This is a genomic window from Pallidibacillus pasinlerensis (assembly GCF_009996845.1).
Classification (GTDB): domain Bacteria; phylum Bacillota; class Bacilli; order Bacillales; family Caldibacillaceae; genus Pallidibacillus; species Pallidibacillus pasinlerensis.
Genome location: NZ_JAACYS010000047.1, coordinates 1 through 25,581, shown reverse-complemented (window position 1 = coordinate 25,581; position 25,581 = coordinate 1). Strand labels below are relative to the sequence as shown.

Sequence of the window (25,581 nt, the reverse complement as noted above, 5' to 3'; positions counted from 1 at the left end):
ACGAAAGCGAAGCGTCAGGCACACGAGCCTATAGACCTGCGCAAACGCGCTTGTGCGTTGAGGAGACTGAGGCCGTGCCACTGGATGCGCGTCCGCCAAAGTACCGAATAATTCCATCAATAATGTCTAAAAAATTGACTTTTTGGACAGCCCCTTTACATGAAGATACATAAAAAATCTATTAATCTCTCATATATAAGGGAAGAGGAGGCAGGCTGTTGGAACGAAAATATTTTTCCCTTATCGGAGCTTTTATTTTGTTGTTTAGTACGTTGTTTACTCAATCGGTTGCTTATGCAGATTCAGTTAAAGATTTAGAAAAGCAAAAACAAGAAGTTCAACGGAAAAAATCAGAATTAGGCTCCGAGAAAGCTAAAGTTGAAGAAAAGCTAGATGAACTAGAGAACAAACAAGCGGCTGTTAAGGCTGAAATTCAGCAAATTGATACAGAAATAAATGAAACTGCCCAAAAAATTAGAGATACAGATCAACAAATTCAAGAGAAAAATGACGAGATTGAACAGTTAAAAATTGAAATTGCGACGATCGAAGAACGGATTGCCAAGCGTGATGAACTTTTAAAAGACCGAATACGGGCGATTCAACAAAGTGGAGGGAACGTCACTTACCTTGATGTGTTGCTCGGTTCACAAAGTTTCACTGACTTAATTGGTCGTATTACAGCTGTGTCCACTATTATGGACGCGGATAAAAATATTATTGAAGAGCATAAAGCGGATCATCGTCTTTTAGCTGAAAATAAAACAAAAGTTGAAGAAGAACGGGAAGCTGTTATTGCGCTTAAAAAAAGTTTAGAAGCAGCAAGAGCTGAATTAGAAGAGAAAAAAGATGAAAAAGATAAACTATATGCACAATTAGAAGAAGAAGTTCATGAACATGAAGAGTTAGTCTTTAGTTTAGAAGAAGAACAACAAATTTATGCAAATCAAGAGGCTGCATTACAAAAAGCGATTGAAGTAGCGAAGAAAAAAGAAGAAGAAGAGCGTAAGGCACGGGAAGAAGCAGCAAGAAAAGCAGCTGCTTCGACAAAATCTTCATCTTCCAAATCAAACTACTCAGCTCCTGTAACCAATGGTAAATTTGTTCGTCCGACATCTGGACCAGTGACATCAGAATTTGGATATCGATATCATCCAATTTCTGGAAAGAGAAAATTACATACTGGAATTGATATTGGTGGAGGTTCCGGCGATCCTATTTATGCCGTAGCTGATGGTGTTGTAAGTAGATCCTATTATTCAAGTTCGTACGGCAATGTAGTGTTCATTGTTCATTATATTGACGGAAAGCAACTTGAAACAGTTTATGCCCATCTAACTTCAAGTGCAGTAAGCGAGGGACAAGTTGTATCAAAAGGTCAATATATCGGTGGAAAAGGAACAACAGGTGCTTCAACAGGTGTTCATCTTCATTTTGAAATTCATGAAGGCTTATGGAACGGTTCGAAGTCAAATGCTGTTGATCCAAGAAAATATATCGGATTTTAATTAGTGTATTAGGGCTATCGTTGGCAAGTTTGCTGATGGTAGTCTTTTTTGTTTTATAAATGTTGATTTTGTTAAGTAGTTCAAGAAAAGTGTTTTCAAAGGTTGAATGAACACAATGTTTATTAAGCTTTTAATAATAACTGTTTTAAAAAAATCAGCAACTGCAATTTTAAGCTCCCAATTTAAAAGATATTTTTTGCACTTTTTTTGGAGAACTACACCCTTCAACTCCAACAAAATTTGGCAGTTTATATATAAAGTAAGGAATTACATATTGAACAAACTAACAATAAATAATAGTAATTTAGTCGAAAACGTTATTCATATCACAAGACTTTTTACTAATGAATATTTATAATTAAAATTTGAACTATTTTCAATTAGAGTGAAATAGTTCGGAAGCATATAGTGTAGATCATATACTATTTTGGCAAATGAGGGATGAAAGATGACAGTAACAAATTTTGATGAAAAAGTAATTTCTTTATTAGAAAATAAAATACAAGTTATAAGTACAGGGGAAAAAGCGATTTATTTAGTTGGACCAATTAAATTACCGGTCAATTTGGATGGAGAGACGGTAACTTTTAAATGGTATTGTTGGCTTAGTTGTAAAGAAGTTGAGGGCACGGAAAAAATTATTGAAAAGTTGTCCTCCATCAATCTAGCAGAACTACAACAATCAAGTGTCCTTGTATACGGCGACTTTGAATATAGTGACGATGCACTTATTCGTATGCATTCCATCTGCCATACCGGTGATATTTTTGGTAGTAAACGTTGTGATTGTGGTTTCCAATTAAAACAATCAATGAAAATGGTTGTTGAGCATGGAAGTGGCGCGATCTTTTACTTAGCGAACCATGAAGGTCGAGGCATTGGCTTATTCAGTAAAGCGATGGCCTATATTTTACAAGAAAATGGATATGACACAGTGGAGGCAAACTTATCACTCGGTTTTGAAGATGATGTTCGAAATTATGATGATGCAATTCGGGTGTTAAAAGCATTACGTTCAAACCCGGTAACATTAATTACGAATAATCCACGTAAGCTAGATGCGTTACGAGATGCAGGTATGCCCCTTAAAGGGAGAGTGCCACTTTGGGGTGATATTTCCGAGTATAATAAAAAATATTTAGAAACGAAGGTAGCTCGAGCTGGCCATTTACGAGATCGTGAAGGGGAATGTAACAATGACTAATCATGAGTTTTACATGGATTTAGCGTTAAAAAATGCATCGGCTATGAAGGGGCAAACTTCACCGAACCCGTTAGTTGGCTCTGTAATTGTACGTGATGATGAAATTGTCGGTATTGGTGCACATATGAAAGCTGGCGGTCCCCATGCAGAAATTCATGCACTTCGCATGGCAGGGGATAAAGCAAAGGGAGCGACGGCTTATGTTACACTAGAGCCTTGTTCCCATCATGGCAGAACCGGTCCTTGTGCCGTAGCATTAGTTGAAGCAGGGGTATCGCGAGTCGTTATTGCGAACCTTGATCCGAATCCAGTTGTGGCAGGACGTGGAGTGAAAATTTTAGAAGATGCGGGGATTGAAGTGATTGTCGGCGTTCGGGAAGCGGAATCCCGGAAAATGAATGAAGTTTTTAATAAATATATTGTGACGAAAAAACCGTTTGTCACATTAAAAGCAGCCACAACTTTAGATGGTAAAATTGCCGCACATACTGGTCATAGCCAGTGGATTACATCAAGTGACGCCCGGACGGATGTTCATCACTTACGGAGTGAGAATGAAGCGATTTTAGTCGGTGTAAATACGATAATTAAAGATGATTCCGAATTAACGGCACGTATTCCAGGAGGACGAAATCCGATAAGAATTATTATGGATACAAGATTACGTATTCCGTTAGATGCAAAAGTCGTTGTAGATGGGAAAGCACCGACATGGATTTTTACCGGTCGAGATGTTGATGAGAAAAAAGTTGATCAGTTAATTGGGGCAGGTGTGAAAGTATTCAAGACGAGTAGCATAGATTTTGTTGCCCCTGAGGAAGTGTTGACGATCCTCGGTGAACAAGGGATTACTTCATTATTTATTGAAGCAGGTGGCACAGTAAACGCGTCATTTTTTGAAAAACAATTAATTGATAAAGTCGTTTTATATGTGGCCCCGAAGTTAATTGGTGGAAAAGATGCGCCAACGTTTCTTGAAGGTAGTGGGCTTACAGCAATGAGTGAAGCCGTTGATTTAGTCGATTGCTCCTTCGAACAAGTTGGAGTGGATTGGAAGTTTACAGGGTATCCGGTTTATAAGTCATAAATAATGCACACCTGTCCAACGCAATAAGTACTAAAAATTTCAAATGTACATATAAACATACTATAATTAGATTTAAAATGATATAAAAGAGGGATTCAATGAGATTCGGCTTTGATATTGATGATACGTTAATAAATGTACGGGAACAGGCTTTTCATATTTATAATAAAAAATTGAACAAACAAGTACCAATCGAAGAACTTTATAAGATTGAAAGGCTTGAGATTCATGAACCTTTTGGCATGAATGATGATGAAGGTGGCCAAATGTGGCGGAGTACGGAAGAGGAGATTTATTTTTCCGATGTTCAACCATTTCCCGGTGCGTTGGAATTTTTACAAAGGCTCGTTGAAAAAGGTCACAAAATCTTTTATATTACAGCAAGATCCAAACGTCACGGTGACCGGACGAAACAATGGTTAAGGGATAAAGGATTTCCTGTAGAAGATGATCATTTCTTTTGGGGCATGAAAGATGAAGAAAAAATTAACTTTATTAAAAAATTGAAGTTAGATTATTATTTTGATGATAGTCCATACGTTTTAAAAACATTATTAGAAGAATCAGTACAAGTTTTTATTAAGGACCAGACGTATAATCGGGCGATCAATTTACCACGTTTTGAAAGCTGGCATGATTTTTATCTCGGGGAAGATGGAAAGTTATATCTTTCTGAAAAACAAACGAAATCTTAAACGATAAAAAAAGGGCCGACACATCGTAACCAGTGTCGAGCCCTTTTTCGTGTTAATAATTTAATTATTCTTCGTCATCTAAGTCAACGTTATGATAAACTCGTTGTACATCATCAAGATCTTCTAAAACATCGATTAATTTTTCAAATTTTTCTAGTGCTTCTCCATCTAATTTAACTTCAGATTGTGGAAGCATCGTTAATTCGGCAACGTTAAATTCTTCAACACCGGCAGCTTTTAATGTTTCTTGCACGATATGGAATTGATCCGGTTCGGCATACACAACAACAGCCTCGTCTTCTTCAAAAATATCGCGAACGTCAATGTCTGCCTCCATTAATATTTCAAGAACATCATCCGGAGTTTTTCCTTCGAAAACAAACACTGCAGTAGAATCAAACATATATGAAACTGAACCACTGACACCAAGATTTCCACCGTTTTTACCGAAAGCAGCGCGAACTTCAGACGCAGTACGGTTTACGTTGTTTGTTAACGCATCAACGATTACCATTGAACCGTTTGGACCGAATCCTTCGTAACGAAGCTCATCATATTGTTCATCAGCTCCACCTTTAGCTTTATCTATCGCACGTTCAATAATATGTTTTGGCACATTATATGTTTTAGCACGTTCAATAACAAATTTTAATTCTTGGTTTGTCTCTGGATCAGGGTCACCTTTTTTCGCCGCAACATAAATCTCAACGCCAAACTTTGCATAAATGCGGCTCGTATTTTTATCTTTTTCAGCTTTTTTGTACTTGATGTTATTCCATTTACGACCCATGAGAAACATTCCTTTCAAAATTATTTTAATTAGATGCTGTTCGAACACAGCACCGAAGTCTATGGATATTTACAGTTCACCTAAATATTATACAACAAAATTAGTCCCGTGCGAAAATTTTTATATACACACGAGACATTCCCTTGAAAAATTCTCGAGAAATTTCGTTTTTAGCATAACTTGTCCTTTCCAATCATATAGTTTTTTTAGAATTGTTTTAACAAGGAAGATCGTGCGTTTTTCATTCAAATATTAATGGACAAGCCATTTTAGAGGGGGGACAAGTTTGCGGAAATCCCAAGTTGTCATTTTGCTTATTTGTACAATGCTTATCACATCATTCGGAACGTATTTTGGCATTCAATTAACTGCGAATGATGATAAAAAGCAAGAACAAAGGAATCGAGAGGGAGCGATTTTTCACCCTTCACCTACTGCTGAGGAATTGGATTTGGCTAAAATACAAAAGGCCTATGAGTTAATTAAGGAGTCTTATGTGGAAGATGTCGAGCCGAAAAAGTTAATTGAAGGTGCCGTTGAAGGTATGCTCGCATCACTTGAAGATCCGTATTCGGTGTATATGAATCAGGAAAAAGCCGAGCAATTTAAAAATACTTTAGATTCTTCTTTTGAGGGAATTGGTGCCGAAGTAACGGAAATGGATGGAAAAATTATTATTGTTGCTCCGTTTAAAAACTCTCCTGCAGAAAAGTCTGGTTTGAAACCGTATGATGAAATTGTTAGTGTGGATGGGGAAGATGTAACAGGACTAGATGTATATGAAGTAACGTTAAAAATTCGTGGTGAAAAAGGGACAAAAGTTCAATTAGGGATTGTTAGAGAAGGTGTGAAAGAGCCATTAACGATTGAAGTCGTTCGGGACACAATTCCAATTGAAACCGTCTTTTCAAAGGTATTTGAAAATGATAATAAAAAAATTGGTTATATTGAAATCACCTCATTTTCCCGAGATACGAGTAAAGATTTTAAAGAACAATTGGCGGAGTTAGAGAAACAGGAGATTGATGGGTTAATCATTGATGTCCGGGGAAATCCGGGAGGCTTGTTAACAAGTGTAGAAGAGATTGCGAGTGAATTTGTGTCAGATGAAAAGCCAATTTTACAAATTGAAAATCGGGATAAAGGTCGGGAGAAAATTTTTTCTAAATCAAAGGAGAAGAAATCGTATCCTGTTGCAGTATTGACGGATCGAGGCAGTGCATCAGCATCAGAAATATTAGCCGCCGCATTAAAAGAGGCGGAAGGGTATCCAATCATCGGTGAGCGGACTTTTGGAAAAGGAACTGTGCAACAGCAAATTGAATTAGAAGATAAAAGTAATATTAAGTTAACGATGTATAAATGGTTAACACCAGATGGAAACTGGATTCACCAAAAGGGAATTGAACCGGATGTTCCAGTTGAACAAGCGGATTTATATGAGTTACATCCACTGCAAGTTGATGAACCTTTACATGTGGACATGAATAACGAACAAGTGAAATATGCACAATTAATTTTAAAAAATTTAGGTTTGGAACCTGGGCGAGTGGACGGCTATTTTAATGAAACAACAGAAGCTGCGGTTCGGCTTTTCCAAGAAGAAAATGATTTACCAGTAACAGGACGGATTGATGAAAAAACAGCAAATGCAATGGAAGAAAAAATTCGTGAAAAACAAGAGAATGTGAAGAACGACCGGCAACTACAAATGGCATTAAAATATTTCGAATACAATTGATACAGGGAATTGATACAGGGGAATTGATACAGGGGAATTGATACAGGGGGACGGGTCCGGTGTTTCATTTAGAAACACTAGATCGGTCTCTTTTTTTGTTATGGGAGCAGGATATCGCCAGTGAAAGTTGAAATATCGTTAATGAAAGCGAAAATATCATTAGTGAAATTCAAAATATCATTAGTGAAATTCAAAATATCATTAGTGAAAACTAATATATCATTAGTGACCCCCTGAATTTCGCTAGCGAAGTTAAAAATTCTCACAAAAACAACGTTGTTAACGATATAATCGAAACTTGGCACAATATAAATAGGAATTTTATGTTAATTTTGTTAAAATAGAAGAAAAACTCTAAATCTATCATCTTTCAAAGTTTATATAAAGATTCATAGAAAAAAGGAGGTGCTCGTATGGAGTGGATTATTGAACTCGGAATAGGGATTGGAAAGTTTTTTCTAAACCCGCTACCATATCTCGGTATATTGTTTGCTGTGTACTTAGGCTATATTCGGGTGAAGCGGGAGCGGAAAAACTTTACGATTCGTGTTCAAGATGGTTTGTTTGAATTTCGTACGTATTTGAAAAAAGGGGTATTACTAGGATTCATTTTTTCACTGGTTACTTTACTCATCGGTTTAACAGTTCCGCTTGCTTACATCATAACGTTAACTGTAGTTACTGTTATTCTATCAATCTTTTTAAGACCAAGTGCACTATCAGCAGCCTACACATTAGGTAGTACTTTCTTTATCATGATGGCAATCGAATATAGTAGTTTTGAAATGCCATACTTACAAGGCATATTTGATCAAGTAGAAACGGCAATTATTCCAGGAGCAGCTTTACTGACAGGCTTACTTTTAATGATTGAAGGTATTCTAGTTTTTAAAAATGCTTCCGAACATACATCGCCAAAATTAATCCGTAGTAAAAGGGGACTAACCGTTGGCATTCATGAAACAAAACGTTTATGGCTTGTTCCGATGCTCGTTTTAATTCCGGCTGATGCATTAACAATTCCCTTTGATTTTTGGCCAATCTTTCCAACTTCAAGCGGAGGGTTTACCTTTTTATTTGTTCCGTTCTGGTTAGGTTTTGATGCAAAAATTCGCAGCAGACATCCAAAACAGGGGATACAGGTTATTGGAAGAAATGTCATTCTATTAGGGGCTTTTGTTTCTATCATTAGTGCGGTAGGTTTTTGGTACCCACTCGCTTCCATTTGTGCTGTCGGAATCGCCATGGTTGGCCGGCTTTTAATTTCTATCCTTTCATATGTAAAAGATGATGCACAAATCTTTTATTTTTCAAGAAGTAATGAGGGAATTGTCGTACTTGATATTATTCCAGGCTCACCGGCTGATAAAATGGAGTTACAAATTGGTGATGTCATTCGCACCGTAAATGGTGTACATGTGCAATCTACGCAACAGTTTTACGAAGCTGTTCAGTTGAATCGTGCTTTTTGTAAATTAGAAGTGATTGATGATCAAGGTGAAAATCGCCTCGTCAATCGTGCCCTGTATGAAGGTGAACACCATGAACTAGGCGTTATCACATTTGAAATCGACAGTCAATGGGAGAAAAAGGATATAGGTTAAAAATTTTGCCGATCCAATTTAATAAACACATATTAAAGGTTTGTTCAAAAAGAATCAGTTACGATTTTGGACAAACCTTTTCTAGTATAGTTTTGAAAAACTGTAAACTTATCAAACACAATGAATAATCCAGTAATCAGGTTAGAGTCGCTATGGGTTTTATTAATATACTGAAAATTCATTGTCCGTATTATTTGAAAATGCGAAATTCACGAGCTACACTATATTTGTGGGTCATCTCATTTGATAGAGAGGAGTCACATATTATACTGAAATATTATTCGAGGTGAGAAAAATGGGAAAAAAAGTAGCAGTAGTTATGACAAATCTTTTTGAGGACTCTGAGTTTACTTCTCCAGCAGAAGCGTTTAAAGAAGCTGGCCATGAAGTAATTGTCATCGAAAAAGAAAAAGGGAAAACATTAGAAGGTAAGCGCGGCGAAAAAGTTACTGTCGATGCTGCAATTGATGATGTTAAACCTGAAGACTTTGATGCTTTATTAATCCCTGGTGGCTTTTCTCCAGACTTATTACGGGATGATGACCGATTTGTAGAGTTTGCAAAAGCATTTATGGATGACAAAAAGCCTGTATTTGCAATTTGCCACGGTCCACAATTACTAATTACTGCTAAAGCATTAGAAGGACGTAAAGTTACAGGTTATAAATCCATTAAAGTTGACCTTGAATACGCGAAGGCAAACTTTGTTGACGAAGAAGTTGTTGTGTGTGATGAGCAATTAGTAACAAGCCGTACACCAGCAGATCTTCCTGCATTTAACCGTGAATCATTAGCTTTACTAAACAAATAAAATGAGATGTAATGAGGGACTGTTTAACCAGTCCCTTTTTGTTTGAATTATTTAATTTGCGGAGTTAACCATTATGTTACGATGAAAATCTTCTTAATCCATCGACAAATATATGTTTAAACGGACCGAAACCAGTAAGGGAAATATCCACACGGTTGTCTTTAAAGTTTAAATTTTTTTGTACGTATATTTCGAGTCCATCGTAATCAATTTTTTCATAGTTTCCAAACTTAGGTGCACGGTAATTAACATCAATATCTTCATGGGCAACACAACATCCCGTAATGTCCATTCGAGAAATAGTTAGGACATCTTTTCTTTTTTTCTCTAACCAATTTTTTACATCTTGATCTAGATTTATTTTAAAACTCACGTCCATTCCCCCATCCGTTACGCGAAAAATCCGTTTCATAGTTCGTTCCATAGTTTCATTATATCATAAGAAGCGCTTTTTTATGGTTTGGGTTTTACTCCCTTCTTTTGACTTCTCTCGGAAAATGAGCCACACAATAAGACTTAGACCAATTAATAATGCTTCTAACGAAAAAATGTAATACGGATGAGGCCCTAAAAAGTCTAGTAAGCTTGCTGTTTCAGGTTTTCTGCTTAAATACATGTAATTCCCACCGGTAAAATGATTTGTAAGTAAAATCACAGGTAATAAAAGATTTAAGAATATAAATATTTTACCCACCGAACGAAGTGTTGGGCGATAATTTTTTACCCATGTAAAATATAGAACCGTCCAAATCATGGCGAAATGGGTATAGAAAAAGTGTAAAAACCGGAAATGGGGAAATCCTAAGTCAAGGACTGGCGTTAAAATAGCTTGCGTTGCACCGAGCAAAGCGATAAACAGCAAGAGTTCATAAATCAATCTCCTGCCAGTTAAAAGTAATACGATACATAATATAAGTCCAATACTACATAGTTCTAAAGGTAATGATTGATAGACAAACCAAATACTGTTATGCATTTGCCAAAGATGAAAAATTAATTCGAAAACGATGAGTGACCAAGCAACAATAATCTCCATCGAACGCATTTTGCACATGCGCTCACGAAATACGTATATTGCTATACATCCTAATAAACAAACAAAAATAATGATGATGTGTGACAAGGAAAACATGGCGAATGGATAATTTAAAGTATTAATACCGAACCAGTCCATTGTTATCTCCTCCATATTCATTTTACGTAACTTTTGAATAAATAAAGATTATTTTTTGAAGTTTAAAAAAATATTATTTTCTTATTGACAATAGAACAGGTGTTCGCATAAAATAAAATCACAAGCGCTTGGGGTGCTGACTATTATCTATCAATTCATATTAATGCAGGTGGCGGTACTGGTTTTGAAAGTTTTATTTATCCAGGTGTGGGTGCGCCAACAACAACTTATCAAAACCATATTCATGCAGAAGTATTAAAGTTAAATCAATTAAGAGACCCGGGGAAAAAACAAGAAAACTTCCATGTGTTACGTGAAAGTCGCATGCCTGCAATTCTCACAGAGAATGTCTTCATTGACAACCCCTCAGATTGCAAATTTAATGAAAAGTTCAACATGGATTACGAATGTTGCGAGGGGGCATGTCAACGGACTTGTTAAATGCTTTAACCTGCAAAGAAAATCCGGTCCAGTATACCATACCGTTGTTGCTAGGGATACGGTATATTTCTTGAGCAAGAAATATGGTAGTACTATTCAACAAATTAAAGAGTGGAACAACTTAGATGATAACTACCCCATTTATGTTAGACAAGTTTTACGAGTAAAATAAGGATTGAAAGGATGTCCAAAACGTCTAACTTGACGGATTGAGATCCTTTTTTGAAAAAATTTACTAAAAGGATTTGTATGCAAACAAAAAAATCACATCTAGCTAAATGTGCTGAGGTGATTTTTTATTCACAATTGTGTTTGCCAAATAAAATACGTTAAATAATGCACAATTTGACACTTGTTGTGATTAACTGTATAATTATCTCGAATTAAAGATAATCAACTTCGAATGATAAAAGGCAAACAATTGTAAAAAAGTATAGTATGGTTAAATTCATTTTGGCCAGCTTTTAAACATGAAAGGGGAAAGCAAAATGATTCATATTTTTAATAAAGGAATAGATGCAAGTAAGCCAACATTATTACTTTTACACGGAACAGGTGGCAATGAGCGTGATTTATTACCTTTAGTTGAACGAATTGATCCGGATGCGAATGTGTTAAGTGTGCGTGGGAATGTGTTAGAAAACGGTATGCCCCGATTTTTCCGTCGTTTAGCAGAAGGTGTTTTTGACATAGACGATTTAATTAAGCGTACGAAGGAATTAAATGAATTTTTAGATGAAGCAGCTGAAAAATATGAATTTGATCGTAACAATATTTTAGCGGTTGGTTATTCAAACGGTGCAAATATAGCTGGAAGTTTATTATTCCATTACAAAGATGCGTTAAAAGGTGCGATCCTTCATCATCCAATGGTACCGCGAAGAGATATTGAATTACCTGATTTAACAGGAAAAAATGTTTTAATTACCGCAGGAGTGAACGATCCAATTTGTCCACAAGAAGAATCGGTAGAACTAAAAGACTTACTTGAAGGTGCAGGTGCAACGGTTGATATCCATTGGGAAAACCATGGTCATATGTTAACCTATACAGAATTAGAAGCTGCGAAAAAATGGTACGAAAAAAATTATTAAAATTGTTAGGAGCTACTCTAAATAGGGTAGCTTTTTTATTTTGTGATGAAACTTGCCTGCGAATCAATCGCTCATAGGTCCGTTAGAGTCGCTCGTAGACAAACAGAAATGGCTCATAGAACAGGAAAATTGATTATTTGCATTTCATATCGCTCCTAGCCTTGTGCAAGTCGCTCATAGAGTGGCGTTAATCGCTCATAGAAAGCCGTTTCGCTCATAGGTTTCAAAATTCGCTCATAGAATAGGACAAATCGCTCCTAAATTTTACAAAATCGCTCTAAAAAATATATAAATCGCTCATAGAAATTTTCATATTTTAAAAAGTCGAAAAAATCTAGTTCGCTACAGACAAAAAATAGAAAAGTAGAAATGAAAAAGCAATTTCCTCCTCAAAAAAGTAAAGGATAATGGCATACCGTCCACAAAACCAGTAAAATAAGATTATACGAAAGGAGAGTTGACAATGAAATATGTAGACACATGGGATTTAGATGCGATTTTTCCTGGCGGTACGAAATCCCCACAATTACAGGAAAAATTAAAACAAGTAGAAGCACAAATTGAAGAACTGAAACAACTTGTTGCAGATTGGAATTTTTCCGAAAACAAAGCTGCTGAACCGTTAAAAGCGATTTTGGCGAAACGGGAAACAATTGAAAAAGGTTTGTATCAAGCGGCTACTTTCATCAATATGTATCAAGATGCGTACATGGATGACCAATACGCGAATGTTGTCCGTGGACAAGTGATGGAACTGGAAACAGAACTTCAAAAACTTTCAACGACGTTCAACAAAAAATTAGTTGCGATTAGTGATGCAGACTGGAATGCACTTTTAGAAGATGCGGAACTAAAAGAAGTCGCTTTTGCTCTAAACGAAATTCGTGATGAAGGGAAACGTCTACTTTCAGAAGCGGAGGAAAAAATTATCGCTGAACTTGATAAAGATGGGTTAACCGCATGGAGCCGACTTTACGATACAATTGTATCCATTATGACGATTCCGTTTACCGATAAAGATGGAAAAACAACCGAGTTATCCGTCGGTCAAGCGATGAACCGTATGTATGCTGATCCAGACCCAGAAGTCCGCAAACAATTATTTGAAAATTGGGAAGCTGCTTGGACGAAGTATGCACCAATCTTTGCAGACAATATTAACCACTTAATTGGCTACAGACTGACATTGCAAAAATTACATAACCGTAAGCATTATCTTGAAGAACCACTTGAGTATAACCGCATGACAAAAGAAACATTGGATGCAATGTGGACTGCGGTATCAAACAATAAACAACCATTTGTTGACTTTTTAAATCAAAAAGCAAAAGTGTTAGGAATAGAAAAATTAGGCTGGCAAGATGTCGATGCTCCAGTTGCTGTTGGCGATGTAAAACCAACGAAATTTACATATGACGAAGCATGTGATTTTATAATTGATAACTTCGCAACCTTTGGACCGAAACTAGCAGAATTTGCAAAACATGCTTTAGAAAAACGTTGGGTAGAAGCGGAAGATCGTCCAAACAAACGTCCTGGTGGCTATTGTACTGAACTTCCAGAGTTCCAAGAGTCTCGTATTTTTATGACATTTACAGGTTCAAACAGTGATACGAGTACATTGGCGCACGAACTTGGTCACGCATTCCACAGCCATGTGATGAATGACTTGCCACGATTAAATCAGAATTATGCGATGAACGTTGCAGAAACTGCTAGTACATTTGCTGAAACGATTATAAGTAATGCGACAGTAGCAAATGCAAAATCAAAAGAAGAGAAAATTACTCTTTTAAATGCAAAATTAGAAAATGCGACAGCAATGTTCTTAAACATTCATGCTCGCTTCTTATTTGAAACGGCATTCCATGATGAACGGTTAAAGGGAATTGTGACGGAAGAACGCTTGAATGAATTAATGGTAAATGCACAAAAAGAGGCATATTGTGATAGTTTAGCATCATACCATCCGCATTTCTGGTGCAGTAAATTGCATTTCTTTATTGATGATGTACCGTTTTATAACTTCCCGTACACATTCGGCTACTTGTTCAGTTTAGGTGTATATGCGGAATACTTAAGAAATCCAGAAGGCTTTGAAGAAAAGTATATTGCGCTACTTCGTGACACGGGTTCAATGAAAGTAGAAGATTTAGCAATGAAACATTTAGGTGTTGATTTGACTAAGCCAGATTTCTGGGAAGCTGGAATCAAATTGGCAGCTAAAGATGCGGAAGAATTTATTCGTTTAACAGAAGAAATTGTGTAGTTTATTGATTGGTCTATTTCCTTATGGAGATAGACCTTTTTTAATTAATCTATTAAAAAATTCTTTTGCATATATAAAAACAAAAAGTGAATTCGCACAAAAATCGTGGAAATCGCACAAAAATTGGATTTTCGCACAATCTCACATGACTTTCGCACGAAATTTTAAAATATCGCACACTTCATCATGATTTTCGCACATTATTTACTAAAATTCGCACAAACCATCACCTAAATCAAATAGACAGGGCTTTTTATAACAAAAATACACAAATCTACAAAAATTTTCTCCATTCTATTGTAATTGCACATTAAAAAAACATGTGTTACCATCTAAATGATATATAGTTCAACTGTTGAACTAATAAAATTTATGTAAAGGTCGGATCAACTTGGAACAACGCAGGATATATGAACTAATTGATAAGTATATCGAGCTAACTCACGAGGTTTGGAAAAATAGTGAAAATTTAATTCGGGAAGAAATAAGTGAAGATTTAACAAATGATCAGCACTACATACTCCGATATATTTATAAAAATGGAAAAGCGACGACAACGGGATTAGCCGAAGCTTTTTCTGTGCAAAAAAGTGCAATTACAGCTATTGTTAATCGGCTTGTCGATAAAAATTTAATTATGCGTACTTATGATGAAGCAGATCGTCGTTATATATTCCTCACATTAACTGAGGAAGGGAAAAAACAGTTTGAAAAAACAGAGAAAAAAATCTTCAATCTTGTTAAATCATTTATTATAAAATTTGATCGTGAAGAAATTGAAAACTTTATTAAGACCTATGAAAAACTCGCGAGTATTATTCGAGAAATACGTTAAGCGTTGGCTTTATCTTAGATTTAGCCAATGTATTACGTATAATAGTTCAACATTTAAACTATTCAATAGATGAATAATCCGAAAAGATGGAGGAAATAAAAAATGAGAGCAATTTTAAAAGGGAAATGGTTCATACTTATTGCTTGGTTAGTGGCGACGGTTGTCCTTTTTATTACAGCGCCGGATATGGGGCCCCTCGTACGGGAAAAAGGACAAATTACCGTTCCGGACGGCTATTCTTCTTCTAAAGCTCAGCAACTACTAAATGAAATAAACGAGCAAGAAGATACCGGTGATACGACATCATTAGCCCTCGTTTTTCATAACGAGAAAGGGTTAACCGCAGCCGATTTTGAAGAAGCAGAAAAAGCGGTTAAACAATTAGAAGAAAAGAAAGATGAGTTAGGAATAACAGAATTATTAACCCATTTTAATCAATCAGAACTAGAGGAACAACTTGTTTCAGAAGATGGAAAAACAATTTTAGTTTCTTTGACCGTTGACTGGAAAGACCGGACAGCGAAGGAATTAAGTGAAGATGTTTATGCAGCAATCGACAATATTAATCTCGAACATTATTATACGGGAGCAGAATTAATAGCTGAAGATGTTGTTGTTGCTGCTGAAGAAGGGGTTAAGAAAACAGAAGCAATTACAATTGTCTTTATTTTAATCGTATTAATTGCTGTTTTCCGTTCCGTTGTGACACCTTTTGTACCACTGCTTACAGTTGGAATTAGTTATTTAGTATCTCAATCAATCGTGGCGTATTTAGTTGATAACTTCAATTTTCCGTTATCGAATTTTACCCAAATCTTCTTAGTAGCGGTGTTGTTCGGTATCGGTACGGATTATTCAATCTTATTAATGAATCGTTATAAAGAGGAGTTAGCACAACAAGAAACGATTACTGAAGCGATTATTGAGACATTCCGTCATGCAGGAAAAACGGTGTTTTATAGTGGCATTGCCGTATTTATCGGTTTTGCGGTTATTGGACTTTCGCAATTTTCCTTATATCAATCGGCCGTTGCGGTAGCGGTTGGTATTGCTGTACTTATGTTAGCGTTGTTTACGATTGTTCCATTTTTCATGTCTGTGCTTGGAAAATATTTATTCTGGCCATCGAATCAAGCAATTGGTCATAAACCTAATAAACTATGGAATATGGCGGGAAACTTCTCTTTCGCAAGACCAGTACTTTCAATTGTTATCGTTGCGATTATTACTATCCCATTCATTATCACATATAACGGAAACTTGTCCTATGACTCGATGAATGAAATCGGGGATAGTTACAATACGGTAAAAGGTTATAACATAATTGAAGATAGTTTCGGTCCTGGAGAAGCGATGCCAACGACAATCGTCATGAAAAACGATGAAAAAATGGACGATACGGAATATTTAACGTTGATAGAAGCGATTAGCCAAGAGTTGGAAAAAGTAGATGGCGTTGATAAAGTTCGTTCACTTACAAGACCAACGGGTGAAAAATTAGAAGATTTACAAGTTGCGAAACAAGTAGAAACGTTGAAAGACGGAATTAATGAAGGAAATGAAGGTATTAAACAAATTCGTGACGGCTTAGATGAAGCAAGTAAAAAAATATCCGAATCAGCACCGCAATTAACTGAAGCAACAGATGGAATTCAATCGTTAATTGATGGGACCTCAGAATTACAATCAGGAATAACAGATTTACAATCTGGATTACAGCAAATCGCAGATGGTGTTCAAGCAGGATCAATCGGTGCCGGTGAAGCAAAAGCCGGGGTTGAAGAAATTAAGAAAAATGCAGAAAAATTACTTTCCGGTTATCAACAGTTAGCAGAAGGTTATGTTGAATTAGAAACGAACTTATCAACTATTCATTCAGGTTATGAAGCGATTGGAGATGAATTAGCTGCATTAAATGACCAGCTAGACGCACTGCAAGATGCATTTACTTATGTTGAAGGTTACTTACATGGTCAGCCAATTAGTGAACAACAACAAATTGCGGTGACAAGTTTCGGCTATATCCAACAATTTTATAATGGTTTAAAAGAAGGATTACCAACATTACAAGATTCATATAATCAATTAACAGCAGGTTTAGGTGCTGCCCTTGATGGCTTAAATTATGCAAACGAACAATTTTCAGCAGCTAATGCGGGCTATGAACAATTAGTGGGTGCGTTCCAACAATTAATTGAAGGTCTTGATCAATTACAATCCGGTCTCGAACAAGCTGCAGGTGGTCAAAATGAAATTATCGGGCATTTCCCAGACGTAACAGATGGACTCGGTTCAGTAAATGAAGGGCAACAACAATTACTAGCAGGATTTAGTTCGATTGATGAGCAATTTGGTCAATTAACGGACGGACTAGACCAAGGTGTTGATGGTTTAACGCAAATTTACGATGGATTTACAGAAGCGGAAGGTTTTTTAGAAGGACTTGCGCAAAGTGATGAATCAGCTGGTATATACATTCCAGAGGAAATTTTTGAAATGGAAGAGTTTGAACTCGTCCTTGAGACGTACTTATCACCGGATAAGAAAATTGCAACTATTGATGTATTGTTAGATGAAAATCCGTATTCGATGGATGCGATTGCGAATATCGATGAACTCTCGGAAGCAGTAGACCGGGCTGTTAAAGATACGAAATTAGAAAACGCCCATGTGGAAGTTGCTGGTGTAACGAGTACGTACAATGATTTATCTACAATTTCCGATCAAGACTTTTCTCGAACCGTTATTTTAATGTTAATCGGAATTGGCATTGTGCTCATTGTTTTATTTAAATCACTCGTAATGCCAATCTATTTAATCGCGTCATTAGCAGTAACGTATTTCACAACGATGGGCTTTACGGAGTTTATATTCGTCAATTTATTAGGATATGAAGGTTTAAACTGGGCTGTTCCGTTCTTCTCCTTCGTTATTTTAATGGCACTTGGTGTAGACTATAGTATTTTCTTAATGGGAAGATTTAATGAATACCGTGGTGAATCGGTTGATAAAGCAATGATTGTAGCTATGAGTAAAATGGGTACAGTCATCATTTCAGCGGTCATTATCCTTGGAGGTACATTCGCAGCGATGATGCCAAGCGGTGTATTATCATTATTACAAATTGCTACGGTTGTAATCACAGGTCTTGTTCTGTATTCGATTGTTATGTTACCATTGTTTGTACCTGTTATGGTAAAAATCTTTGGAAAAGCAAACTGGTGGCCGTTTACGGAACAAAATAAAGAATAGATTATTTATCTTTTTAGAATGTCTGTACCGTTATTTTTCCACCTAATACGTATTTACGGAAAAATACGGTCAGGCATTCTTTTTTAATGAACATCATTATCAAATTATCCACAAAACGTGAATAACATTATCCACAAACTCACAGTATTTTGAATAAAGAATTGGCGTAATTTCTGCAACTACTTTTTAAAATATCTACAATTATCCACAGACCAACCCTACTCATCCACAGTATTATGTGGATGAGTAAAGCGTTTTCTTTGTAGTATCCACAATTTTATACATTTTACTGATAATTTTCTGTTAATACATTAACATATTGTTGAAAACCTTTTTAACTTTTTAGGCATTAATCCATCCAATTGTGGATAAAATGTGATAAAATATTTATAATATTAATTCAATTGAGGTGGGCCGATTGATTACGAAAATACTTGCCGCACTCATATTACCTGGATTGTTAGTCATTTTATTCTCTAGAGTTACATATAATTATGTCGTTGGATTGCTTTTAACAACCGCATTAATTATTGCTTCGGCTTATAAAGGTTATACATATGGATTGTTTGTTGTCGTTGCTGATGCTTTATCGTTGACAATCGGGTTATGGTATTCGAAACAAATGATTGAAAAATATCATTTAAAAAATAAAAATGCAGAAATTGAAGACGCCTTATGAAGAAAGGCGTTTTTTTGTTTTTTCAGTGGCGTACCCTCCCTGGGGCAATTTTTAACTTGCCGTTTTTATATACGTTTGAGAAAAAACGAATATTCGTTCGTATTATAGTAGTTTTTTTATATATTGTTTGTTAAAATATAACCAGCGAAAATTGTATCGGTAAAATTTGAAAAATGAGGATGATTCGGATGCAAAAATTGGAGAAAAAATTCGAGTTAGTTTCAGAATACACTCCTCAAGGAGATCAGCCGGAAGCGATTCGACAATTAGTTGAAGGTATTAATAGTGGAAAAAAACATCAAACATTGCTTGGTGCAACGGGTACGGGAAAGACTTTTACCATTTCCAACGTAATTAAAGAAGTGAATAAACCGACGTTAGTGATTGCCCATAATAAAACGTTGGCAGGTCAATTGTATAGTGAGTTTAAAGAATTTTTCCCTAATAATGCGGTGGAATATTTCGTTTCTTACTACGATTATTATCAACCTGAAGCCTATGTTCCACAAACAGATACGTACATTGAAAAAGATGCAAGTATAAACGATGAGATTGATAAATTACGACACTCTGCGACATCGGCTTTGTTTGAAAGAAATGATGTCATAATAATTGCCAGTGTGTCTTGTATTTACGGTTTAGGTTCTCCGGAAGAATATCGAGAGTTAGTGCTATCTCTTCGTGTTGGAATGGAAATTGATCGTAACCAGTTGTTACGTAAAATGGTCGATATTCAATATGAACGAAATGATATTGATTTCCACCGCGGAACATTCCGTGTTCGTGGCGATGTTGTGGAAATTTTCCCAGCTTCTCGGGATGAACATTGCTTACGAATTGAATTTTTCGGTGATGAAATTGACCGGATTCGTGAAGTAGATGCGTTAACTGGTGAAATTTTAGGTGAGCGAGAACATGTTGCAATTTTCCCAGCTTCCCACTACGTTACACGGGAAGAAAAAATGAAAATCGCAATTGCGAATATTGAACAAGAATTAGAAGAACGTTTAAAAGAATTACGGGATGAAGGGAAGTTATTAGAAGCCCAACGTCTTGAGCAACGGACAAAATATGATTTAGAAATGATGCGAGAAATGGGATTTTGCTCGGGGATTGAAAACTATTCCCGTCATTTATCATTACGTCCCGCGGGGGCAACTCCGTATACGTTACTCGATTATTTTCCAGATGACTTTTTGATCGTCGTTGATGAGTCCCATGTCACGTTACCACAAATTCGCGGGATGTATAATGGGGACCAAGCTAGGAAACAAGTGTTAGTAGACCACGGTTTCCGATTGCCATCCGCATTGGACAACCGTCCACTTAAATTTGAAGAGTTTGAGGAGCGGATTAACCAAATTGTATATGTATCGGCTACACCTGGTCCATATGAAATTGAACATTGTCCGACAATGGTTGAGCAAATTATTCGTCCAACAGGATTACTTGATCCGATTATCGATGTTCGTCCAATTAAAGGACAAATTGATGATTTATTGAACGAAATTCACGACCGGATTGAAAAGGATGAGCGTATATTAGTCACTACGCTTACGAAACGAATGGCCGAAGATTTAACGGATTATTTAAAAGACGCCGGTATTAAAGTTCAATACTTGCATTCTGAAATCAAAACATTGGAGCGGATGGAAATTATTCGTGACCTTCGTCTTGGTAAGTATGATGTTATTGTTGGAATTAACTTGTTGCGTGAAGGTCTTGATATCCCTGAAGTTTCCCTTGTTGCCATTTTAGATGCGGATAAAGAAGGATTTTTACGTTCAGAACGCTCGCTTATCCAAACAATCGGCCGTGCCGCAAGAAATGCGAACGGGAAAGTCATTATGTATGCAGATAAAATCACAGATTCAATGGAAAAAGCGATTAGTGAAACGAAGCGTCGTCGGGAAATACAAGAAGAGTACAATAAGAAACATGGCATTACACCGAAGACAATTAAAAAGGCGGTTCATGATGTCATTAAGGCAACGATTGCTGCTGAAGAACAAGAAGAATATACAATTACGGATAAATATGGCAAGTTGTCGAAGAAAGAACGCGAGAAAGTTATTGCTAAACTTGAAGAAGAAATGAAAGAAGCAGCAAAAGCGCTCGACTTTGAACGGGCTGCTGAATTAAGGGATATTGTGTTTGAGCTTAAAGCAGAAGAAGGGTGAATTAGATGAGAAGTGAAATTAGCATAAAAGGTGCACGGACAAATAATTTAAAAAATATTGATATAGACATTCCCCGCGACAGGTTAGTAGTAATTACAGGGTTATCGGGATCTGGAAAATCGTCGTTGGCCTTCGATACAATTTATGCCGAAGGTCAACGGCGCTATGTTGAATCGTTATCAGCCTACGCACGCCAATTCCTTGGGCAAATGGATAAACCGGATGTGGATTCCATTGATGGGTTGTCCCCGGCTATTTCCATTGACCAAAAAACAACGAGCCGTAACCCACGTTCTACAGTAGGTACGGTTACTGAAATTCATGATTATTTACGTCTTCTTTATGCACGGATTGGTCGTCCAATTTGTCCGAATCACAATATAGAAATATCGTCACAAACGGTGCAACAAATGGTAGACCGTATAATGGAATATCCAGAGCGTACGCGAATTCAAGTGTTAGCACCGATTGTTTCTGGTAAAAAAGGTGCCCATGTAAAAGTGCTAGAACAAATTAAAAAAGAAGGTTTTGTTCGACTTCGTGTTGACGGAGAAATGATGGAAATCACCGACGAGATTGAGCTAGATAAAAATAAAAAGCATTCCATTGACGTTGTTGTCGACCGAATTATTGTAAAAGATGGAGTCGAAACCCGTTTAACGGATTCTTTAGAAACAGCTTTAAAACTTGGTCATGGTCGTGTGTTAGTTGATGTGATAGGGAAAGAAGAATTGTTATTTAGTGAATTACATTCTTGTCCGATTTGTGGTTTTTCCATTGGCGAATTAGAACCACGTATGTTTTCCTTTAATAGTCCGTTCGGCGCTTGTCCGGATTGTGACGGAATCGGTTGGAAAATGGAAGTCGATGTGGACTTAGTCATTCCTGATTGGAATTTGACTTTACGTGAAGGGGCAATTGTGCCTTGGAAAGGAACATCATCCAACTATTATCCGAAACTTTTAGAATCCGTTTGTACGCATTACGGAATAGATATGGACATTCCTGTAAAAGACATACCTAAGGATCAAATGGATAAAATTTTATACGGATCTAATGGGGAGTTAATTCATTTCCATTATGAAAACGACCGTGGCATGATTCGCGACACATTTATTAAATTTGAAGGTGTTGTAAACAATATTGCTCGTCGTCATCGTGAGTCTGGTTCTGATTTAATTAAAGAAACGATGGAAAAATTTATGTCCCATACATATTGCCAAACGTGTAAAGGATATCGTCTATCGAAAGAAGCGTTATCTGTTAAAATTAACGGTCGCCATATTGGTGAAGTTTCTGACTTAACAATTCGTGAAGCTTTGGAAGAAATTGATAAACTTGAGTTAACGGAGATGGAACAAGATATTGCAAGGCTTATTATAAAAGAAATTAAAGAACGTTTAGGTTTTTTAGTGAATGTTGGTCTTGATTATTTAACATTAAGCCGACAAGCAGGAACGTTATCTGGTGGGGAAGCGCAGCGTATTCGTTTAGCAACACAAATTGGTTCCCAACTTACTGGCGTGTTGTATATATTAGATGAGCCTTCGATCGGTTTGCATCAGCGTGACAATGATAAGCTTATTTCAACGATGAAACATATGCGTGACATCGGCAATACCCTCATTGTTGTTGAGCATGATGAAGATACGATGTTAGAAGCGGATTATTTGGTCGATGTCGGTCCAGGAGCCGGTATACATGGTGGACAAATTGTTGCCGCTGGAACGCCTGAAGAAGTGATGAAAAATGAAAACTCCCTAACTGGTCAATATTTATCTGGGAAAAAATTTATTCCATTACCGAAAGAGCGTCGGAAAGGAAATGGCAATTTTATCGAAATTAAAGGTGCGAAGGAAAATAATTTAAAAAATATTAATGTGAAGTTTCCACTAGGTACCTTTACTGTTGTAACTGGGGTATCTGGTTCAGGAAAGAGTACGCTCATTAATGAAATATTATATAAAGCATTAGCTCAGAAAATTAATCGTGCCCATGCTCGTCCAGGTAAACATAAAGAAATTAAAGGGATTGAGCATGTTGAACGGGTTATTGATATTGACCAATCTCCAATCGGGCGCACACCGCGTTCTAACCCAGCAACATATACGGGTGTGTTTGATGATATTCGTGACTTGTTTGCTTCAACGAACGAAGCGAAAATTCGTGGCTACAATAAAGGGCGCTTTAGTTTTAACGTGAAAGGCGGTCGTTGTGAAGCTTGTAAAGGTGACGGTATTATTAAAATTGAAATGCACTTTTTACCAGATGTGTATGTACCATGTGATGTTTGTCACGGGAAACGATATAATCGTGAAACATTAGAAGTAAAATATAAAGGAAAAAATATTTCCGATATTCTTGAAATGACTGTAGAAGAAGCGCTGGAGTTTTTTGAAAACATCCCGAAAATCCAACGTAAAATTCAAACGATTTATGATGTTGGTTTAGGTTATATGAAACTCGGTCAATCCGCGACAACTTTATCCGGTGGAGAAGCGCAAAGGGTAAAACTTGCCTCTGAATTGTATCGTCGTTCAACTGGTCGTAACTTCTATATTTTAGATGAACCGACAACCGGCCTTCATGCCCACGATATTGCGCGACTACTTGAAGTTTTACAACGACTAGTCGAACAAGGGGATACGGTTGTTGTTATTGAACATAACTTAGATGTAATTAAACAAGCTGATTATATTATTGACCTTGGTCCTGAAGGCGGCGATGGTGGAGGTACAATTGTTGCAAAAGGTACCCCAGAACAAGTGGCAAAAAATGAAAAATCGTATACAGGATATTACTTGAAACGAATTCTTGAACGCGATCGTAAACGGATGGAGCAATTGATTCAAGAAAAAGCGGAACAGACCGTTTCGACGAAGTAATACATTTAAAACGTTTGTAAGAGTTTTGGCAACACTCTTATGAACGGTTTTTTTATTAATCCACCTTAAGACTGATTTAGAATGGTGAAAACATTTTTATAATAATAGTGAAACTTTTACAATTGGTTATTCGTATTAAAATTACAAACACTAATTTGTATGAATGAATTTTTGATAAGAAGGGATCGATGCACGTGAAAGAAGAACGGAAAAAGATACTAGAAATGGTGAAATCGGGTTTACTATCAATTGATGAAGCGGAGAAACTGTTAGAAGAGCTTGCTCAAGCTGAGGAAAAACGCCAAAAGGGTGAAGAGGCAAGTAAACAAGCTGAAGAACTAACAATAATCGAAGCGGAATCATCGAAGGAAGAAAAGTTTGAAAAAGAGTATTATGACTATAAATTTAAGCGGGAAAAGTCGTTAAAGGACCGGGTGTTTGACTTTTTTGAGACCGCAATGGAAAAAGTGAAAGAATTAGACCTTGATTTTACAAAATCCGTCAATATTTCCCATGTGTATCAACAAAACGACAATCATTTTGATAACATCCAAATAGATATTCCGAATGGTTCGGTTCATTTAGAGGCTTGGGATCATTCTGATGTGCGGGTTGAGTGTGAAGCGAAAGTTTTCCGTACAGATAATCTTGATGAAGGAAAAGAACGTTTTATGAAGGATGTCGAGTTTAAAGTTGTCGACGATACCCTTACTTTTGTTTCCTTCGATAAAATTAATAAAGTAGAAATTCGAGTTTATGTACCACAACAAGATTATAATAAAGTGTATGTGAAATTATTTAACGGAACAATTACAGGTAAAAATTTAGGTTCGAGTAAGTTAAGTTTCCAATCTACAAATGGGCAAATTCGTTTATCTAATGCAGAAGGTGAAAAAGCGAAAATCGAAACAACGAATGGTGCAATTTCTGTAACAGAAAGTGTTTTTGACAAAATTGATGTGGAAACTGTAAACGGAAAAGTAAATGTAGATGCACAATATCGAAAACTTGAAGCAGAAACAATCGGAGGTTCCATTACTACATTTGTACGTGAACCTCAACCAGAATCCGTTCAATTATCTAGTGCGACAGGATCCATTTATGTCAATGTGCAAGGTGATTTAGCGGTAAGTGGTGAAGCGAAATCAAACTTAGGAAACGTGACTGTCGATTTAGAAAACATTTATAATATTAAAGAAGAAAAAGAAGTCATTCAAAAAATGGTTCGATTTGATACGACTTCAGAGTTGACTAATAAAACATATATTTTTGCCGATGCAAAAACAGGTTCTGTCTTTGTAAAGCCGTTATAATGATAACGGCTTTTTATAT

The 25,581-nt window shown here is 36.4% G+C and carries 18 protein-coding genes and 1 pseudogene; 16 read left to right on the top strand and 3 right to left on the bottom strand.

Annotation, left to right across the window (positions count from 1 at the left end; translation table 11 throughout):
• The first annotated feature begins 218 nt into the window (after positions 1-218).
• The 4 genes from GW534_RS10550 to GW534_RS10535 all read left to right on the top strand — a co-directional run bounded on the left by GW534_RS10550 (position 219) and on the right by GW534_RS10535 (position 4,494).
• A complete protein-coding gene (locus tag GW534_RS10550) occupies positions 219-1,508 on the top strand; it encodes a murein hydrolase activator EnvC family protein (RefSeq protein WP_161920977.1) in 1,290 nt (429 codons plus the stop codon).
• Positions 1,509-1,956: 448 nt separating this feature from the next.
• The gene (locus tag GW534_RS10545; RefSeq protein WP_161920976.1) at positions 1,957-2,712 is read left to right on the top strand and encodes a GTP cyclohydrolase II; all 756 of its coding nucleotides are present in this window, start codon (positions 1,957-1,959) and stop codon (positions 2,710-2,712) included.
• Complete coding sequence (gene ribD, locus GW534_RS10540; protein WP_161920975.1) at positions 2,705-3,799, top strand: bifunctional diaminohydroxyphosphoribosylaminopyrimidine deaminase/5-amino-6-(5-phosphoribosylamino)uracil reductase RibD; 1,095 nt, start codon at positions 2,705-2,707, stop codon at positions 3,797-3,799. Before GW534_RS10545 ends, ribD begins: the two co-directional genes overlap by 8 nt.
• 98 nt (positions 3,800-3,897) lie before the next feature.
• On the top strand, positions 3,898-4,494 hold the full coding sequence (locus tag GW534_RS10535; RefSeq protein WP_161920974.1) for a 5' nucleotidase, NT5C type: 597 nt from the start codon (positions 3,898-3,900) through the stop codon (positions 4,492-4,494).
• Between the two features lie 64 nt (positions 4,495-4,558).
• On the opposite strand, the gene GW534_RS10530 is transcribed toward GW534_RS10535, so the two are convergent.
• Positions 4,559-5,284, bottom strand: a complete 726-nt coding sequence (locus GW534_RS10530) for a YebC/PmpR family DNA-binding transcriptional regulator (protein ID WP_161920973.1) — start codon at positions 5,282-5,284, stop codon at positions 4,559-4,561.
• Between the two features lie 286 nt (positions 5,285-5,570).
• On the opposite strand from GW534_RS10530, the gene GW534_RS10525 reads away from it, so the two are divergent.
• The 3 genes from GW534_RS10525 to GW534_RS10515 all read left to right on the top strand — a co-directional run bounded on the left by GW534_RS10525 (position 5,571) and on the right by GW534_RS10515 (position 9,440).
• Positions 5,571-7,025: a S41 family peptidase gene (locus GW534_RS10525; RefSeq protein WP_246204080.1), complete on the top strand. Its 1,455-nt coding sequence runs from the start codon at positions 5,571-5,573 to the stop codon at positions 7,023-7,025.
• 413 nt (positions 7,026-7,438) lie between these two features.
• Positions 7,439-8,629: a PDZ domain-containing protein gene (locus tag GW534_RS10520; protein ID WP_161920972.1), complete on the top strand. Its 1,191-nt coding sequence runs from the start codon at positions 7,439-7,441 to the stop codon at positions 8,627-8,629.
• A gap of 295 nt (positions 8,630-8,924) precedes the next feature.
• A complete protein-coding gene (locus GW534_RS10515; protein ID WP_161920971.1) occupies positions 8,925-9,440 on the top strand; it encodes a type 1 glutamine amidotransferase domain-containing protein in 516 nt (171 codons plus the stop codon).
• A gap of 76 nt (positions 9,441-9,516) precedes the next feature.
• Here GW534_RS10515 and GW534_RS10510 read toward each other — a convergent pair whose 3' ends face one another.
• Positions 9,517-9,852 (bottom strand): CC/Se motif family (seleno)protein, encoded by a 336-nt coding sequence (locus tag GW534_RS10510; RefSeq protein WP_210253476.1) that lies wholly within the window; start codon positions 9,850-9,852, stop codon positions 9,517-9,519.
• A gap of 24 nt (positions 9,853-9,876) precedes the next feature.
• A complete protein-coding gene (locus GW534_RS10505) occupies positions 9,877-10,614 on the bottom strand; it encodes a YwaF family protein (RefSeq protein ID WP_161920969.1) in 738 nt (245 codons plus the stop codon).
• Positions 10,615-10,743: 129 nt separating this feature from the next.
• On the opposite strand from GW534_RS10505, the pseudogene GW534_RS10500 reads away from it, so the two are divergent.
• The 9 genes and pseudogenes from GW534_RS10500 to GW534_RS10460 form a co-directional block, all read left to right on the top strand.
• Positions 10,744-11,227 (top strand): annotated as a pseudogene (locus GW534_RS10500) (N-acetylmuramoyl-L-alanine amidase); the annotation flags it as partial.
• Between the two features lie 316 nt (positions 11,228-11,543).
• Complete coding sequence (locus GW534_RS10495; RefSeq protein ID WP_161920968.1) at positions 11,544-12,149, top strand: alpha/beta hydrolase; 606 nt, start codon at positions 11,544-11,546, stop codon at positions 12,147-12,149.
• Between the two features lie 463 nt (positions 12,150-12,612).
• Positions 12,613-14,418, top strand: a complete 1,806-nt coding sequence (locus tag GW534_RS10490; protein WP_161920967.1) for a M3 family oligoendopeptidase — start codon at positions 12,613-12,615, stop codon at positions 14,416-14,418.
• Positions 14,419-14,809: 391 nt separating this feature from the next.
• Positions 14,810-15,253, top strand: coding sequence for a MarR family winged helix-turn-helix transcriptional regulator (locus GW534_RS10485; RefSeq protein WP_161920966.1), 444 nt, complete (start codon positions 14,810-14,812; stop codon positions 15,251-15,253).
• Positions 15,254-15,355: 102 nt separating this feature from the next.
• A complete protein-coding gene (locus tag GW534_RS10480; protein ID WP_161920965.1) occupies positions 15,356-18,505 on the top strand; it encodes an MMPL family transporter in 3,150 nt (1,049 codons plus the stop codon).
• Positions 18,506-18,914: 409 nt separating this feature from the next.
• Entirely contained in the window at positions 18,915-19,184 is a 270-nt protein-coding gene (locus GW534_RS10475; RefSeq protein ID WP_312854657.1) for a CsbA family protein, read from the top strand.
• A gap of 197 nt (positions 19,185-19,381) precedes the next feature.
• A complete protein-coding gene (gene uvrB, locus GW534_RS10470; RefSeq protein ID WP_161920978.1) occupies positions 19,382-21,364 on the top strand; it encodes an excinuclease ABC subunit UvrB in 1,983 nt (660 codons plus the stop codon).
• A 5-nt stretch (positions 21,365-21,369) separates the two neighbouring features.
• Positions 21,370-24,249: an excinuclease ABC subunit UvrA gene (uvrA, locus tag GW534_RS10465; RefSeq protein WP_161920963.1), complete on the top strand. Its 2,880-nt coding sequence runs from the start codon at positions 21,370-21,372 to the stop codon at positions 24,247-24,249.
• Positions 24,250-24,437: 188 nt separating this feature from the next.
• The gene (locus tag GW534_RS10460; RefSeq protein WP_161920962.1) at positions 24,438-25,562 is read left to right on the top strand and encodes a DUF4097 family beta strand repeat-containing protein; all 1,125 of its coding nucleotides are present in this window, start codon (positions 24,438-24,440) and stop codon (positions 25,560-25,562) included.
• The last annotated feature ends 19 nt before the right edge of the window (positions 25,563-25,581 follow it).

Coding starts and splice junctions, on each gene's coding strand:
- GW534_RS10515 (WP_161920971.1), top strand. CDS start 8,925: ATGGGAAAAAAAGTAGCAGTAGTTATGACAAATCTTTTTGAGGACTCT.
- GW534_RS10535 (WP_161920974.1), top strand. CDS start 3,898: ATGAGATTCGGCTTTGATATTGATGATACGTTAATAAATGTACGGGAA.
- GW534_RS10490 (WP_161920967.1), top strand. CDS start 12,613: ATGAAATATGTAGACACATGGGATTTAGATGCGATTTTTCCTGGCGGT.
- ribD (WP_161920975.1), top strand. CDS start 2,705: ATGACTAATCATGAGTTTTACATGGATTTAGCGTTAAAAAATGCATCG.
- GW534_RS10510 (WP_210253476.1), bottom strand. CDS start 9,852: ATGAAACGGATTTTTCGCGTAACGGATGGGGGAATGGACGTGAGTTTT.
- GW534_RS10495 (WP_161920968.1), top strand. CDS start 11,544: ATGATTCATATTTTTAATAAAGGAATAGATGCAAGTAAGCCAACATTA.
- uvrA (WP_161920963.1), top strand. CDS start 21,370: ATGAGAAGTGAAATTAGCATAAAAGGTGCACGGACAAATAATTTAAAA.
- GW534_RS10460 (WP_161920962.1), top strand. CDS start 24,438: ATGCACGTGAAAGAAGAACGGAAAAAGATACTAGAAATGGTGAAATCG.
- GW534_RS10480 (WP_161920965.1), top strand. CDS start 15,356: ATGAGAGCAATTTTAAAAGGGAAATGGTTCATACTTATTGCTTGGTTA.
- GW534_RS10520 (WP_161920972.1), top strand. CDS start 7,439: ATGGAGTGGATTATTGAACTCGGAATAGGGATTGGAAAGTTTTTTCTA.
- GW534_RS10505 (WP_161920969.1), bottom strand. CDS start 10,614: ATGGACTGGTTCGGTATTAATACTTTAAATTATCCATTCGCCATGTTT.
- GW534_RS10545 (WP_161920976.1), top strand. CDS start 1,957: ATGACAGTAACAAATTTTGATGAAAAAGTAATTTCTTTATTAGAAAAT.
- GW534_RS10530 (WP_161920973.1), bottom strand. CDS start 5,284: ATGGGTCGTAAATGGAATAACATCAAGTACAAAAAAGCTGAAAAAGAT.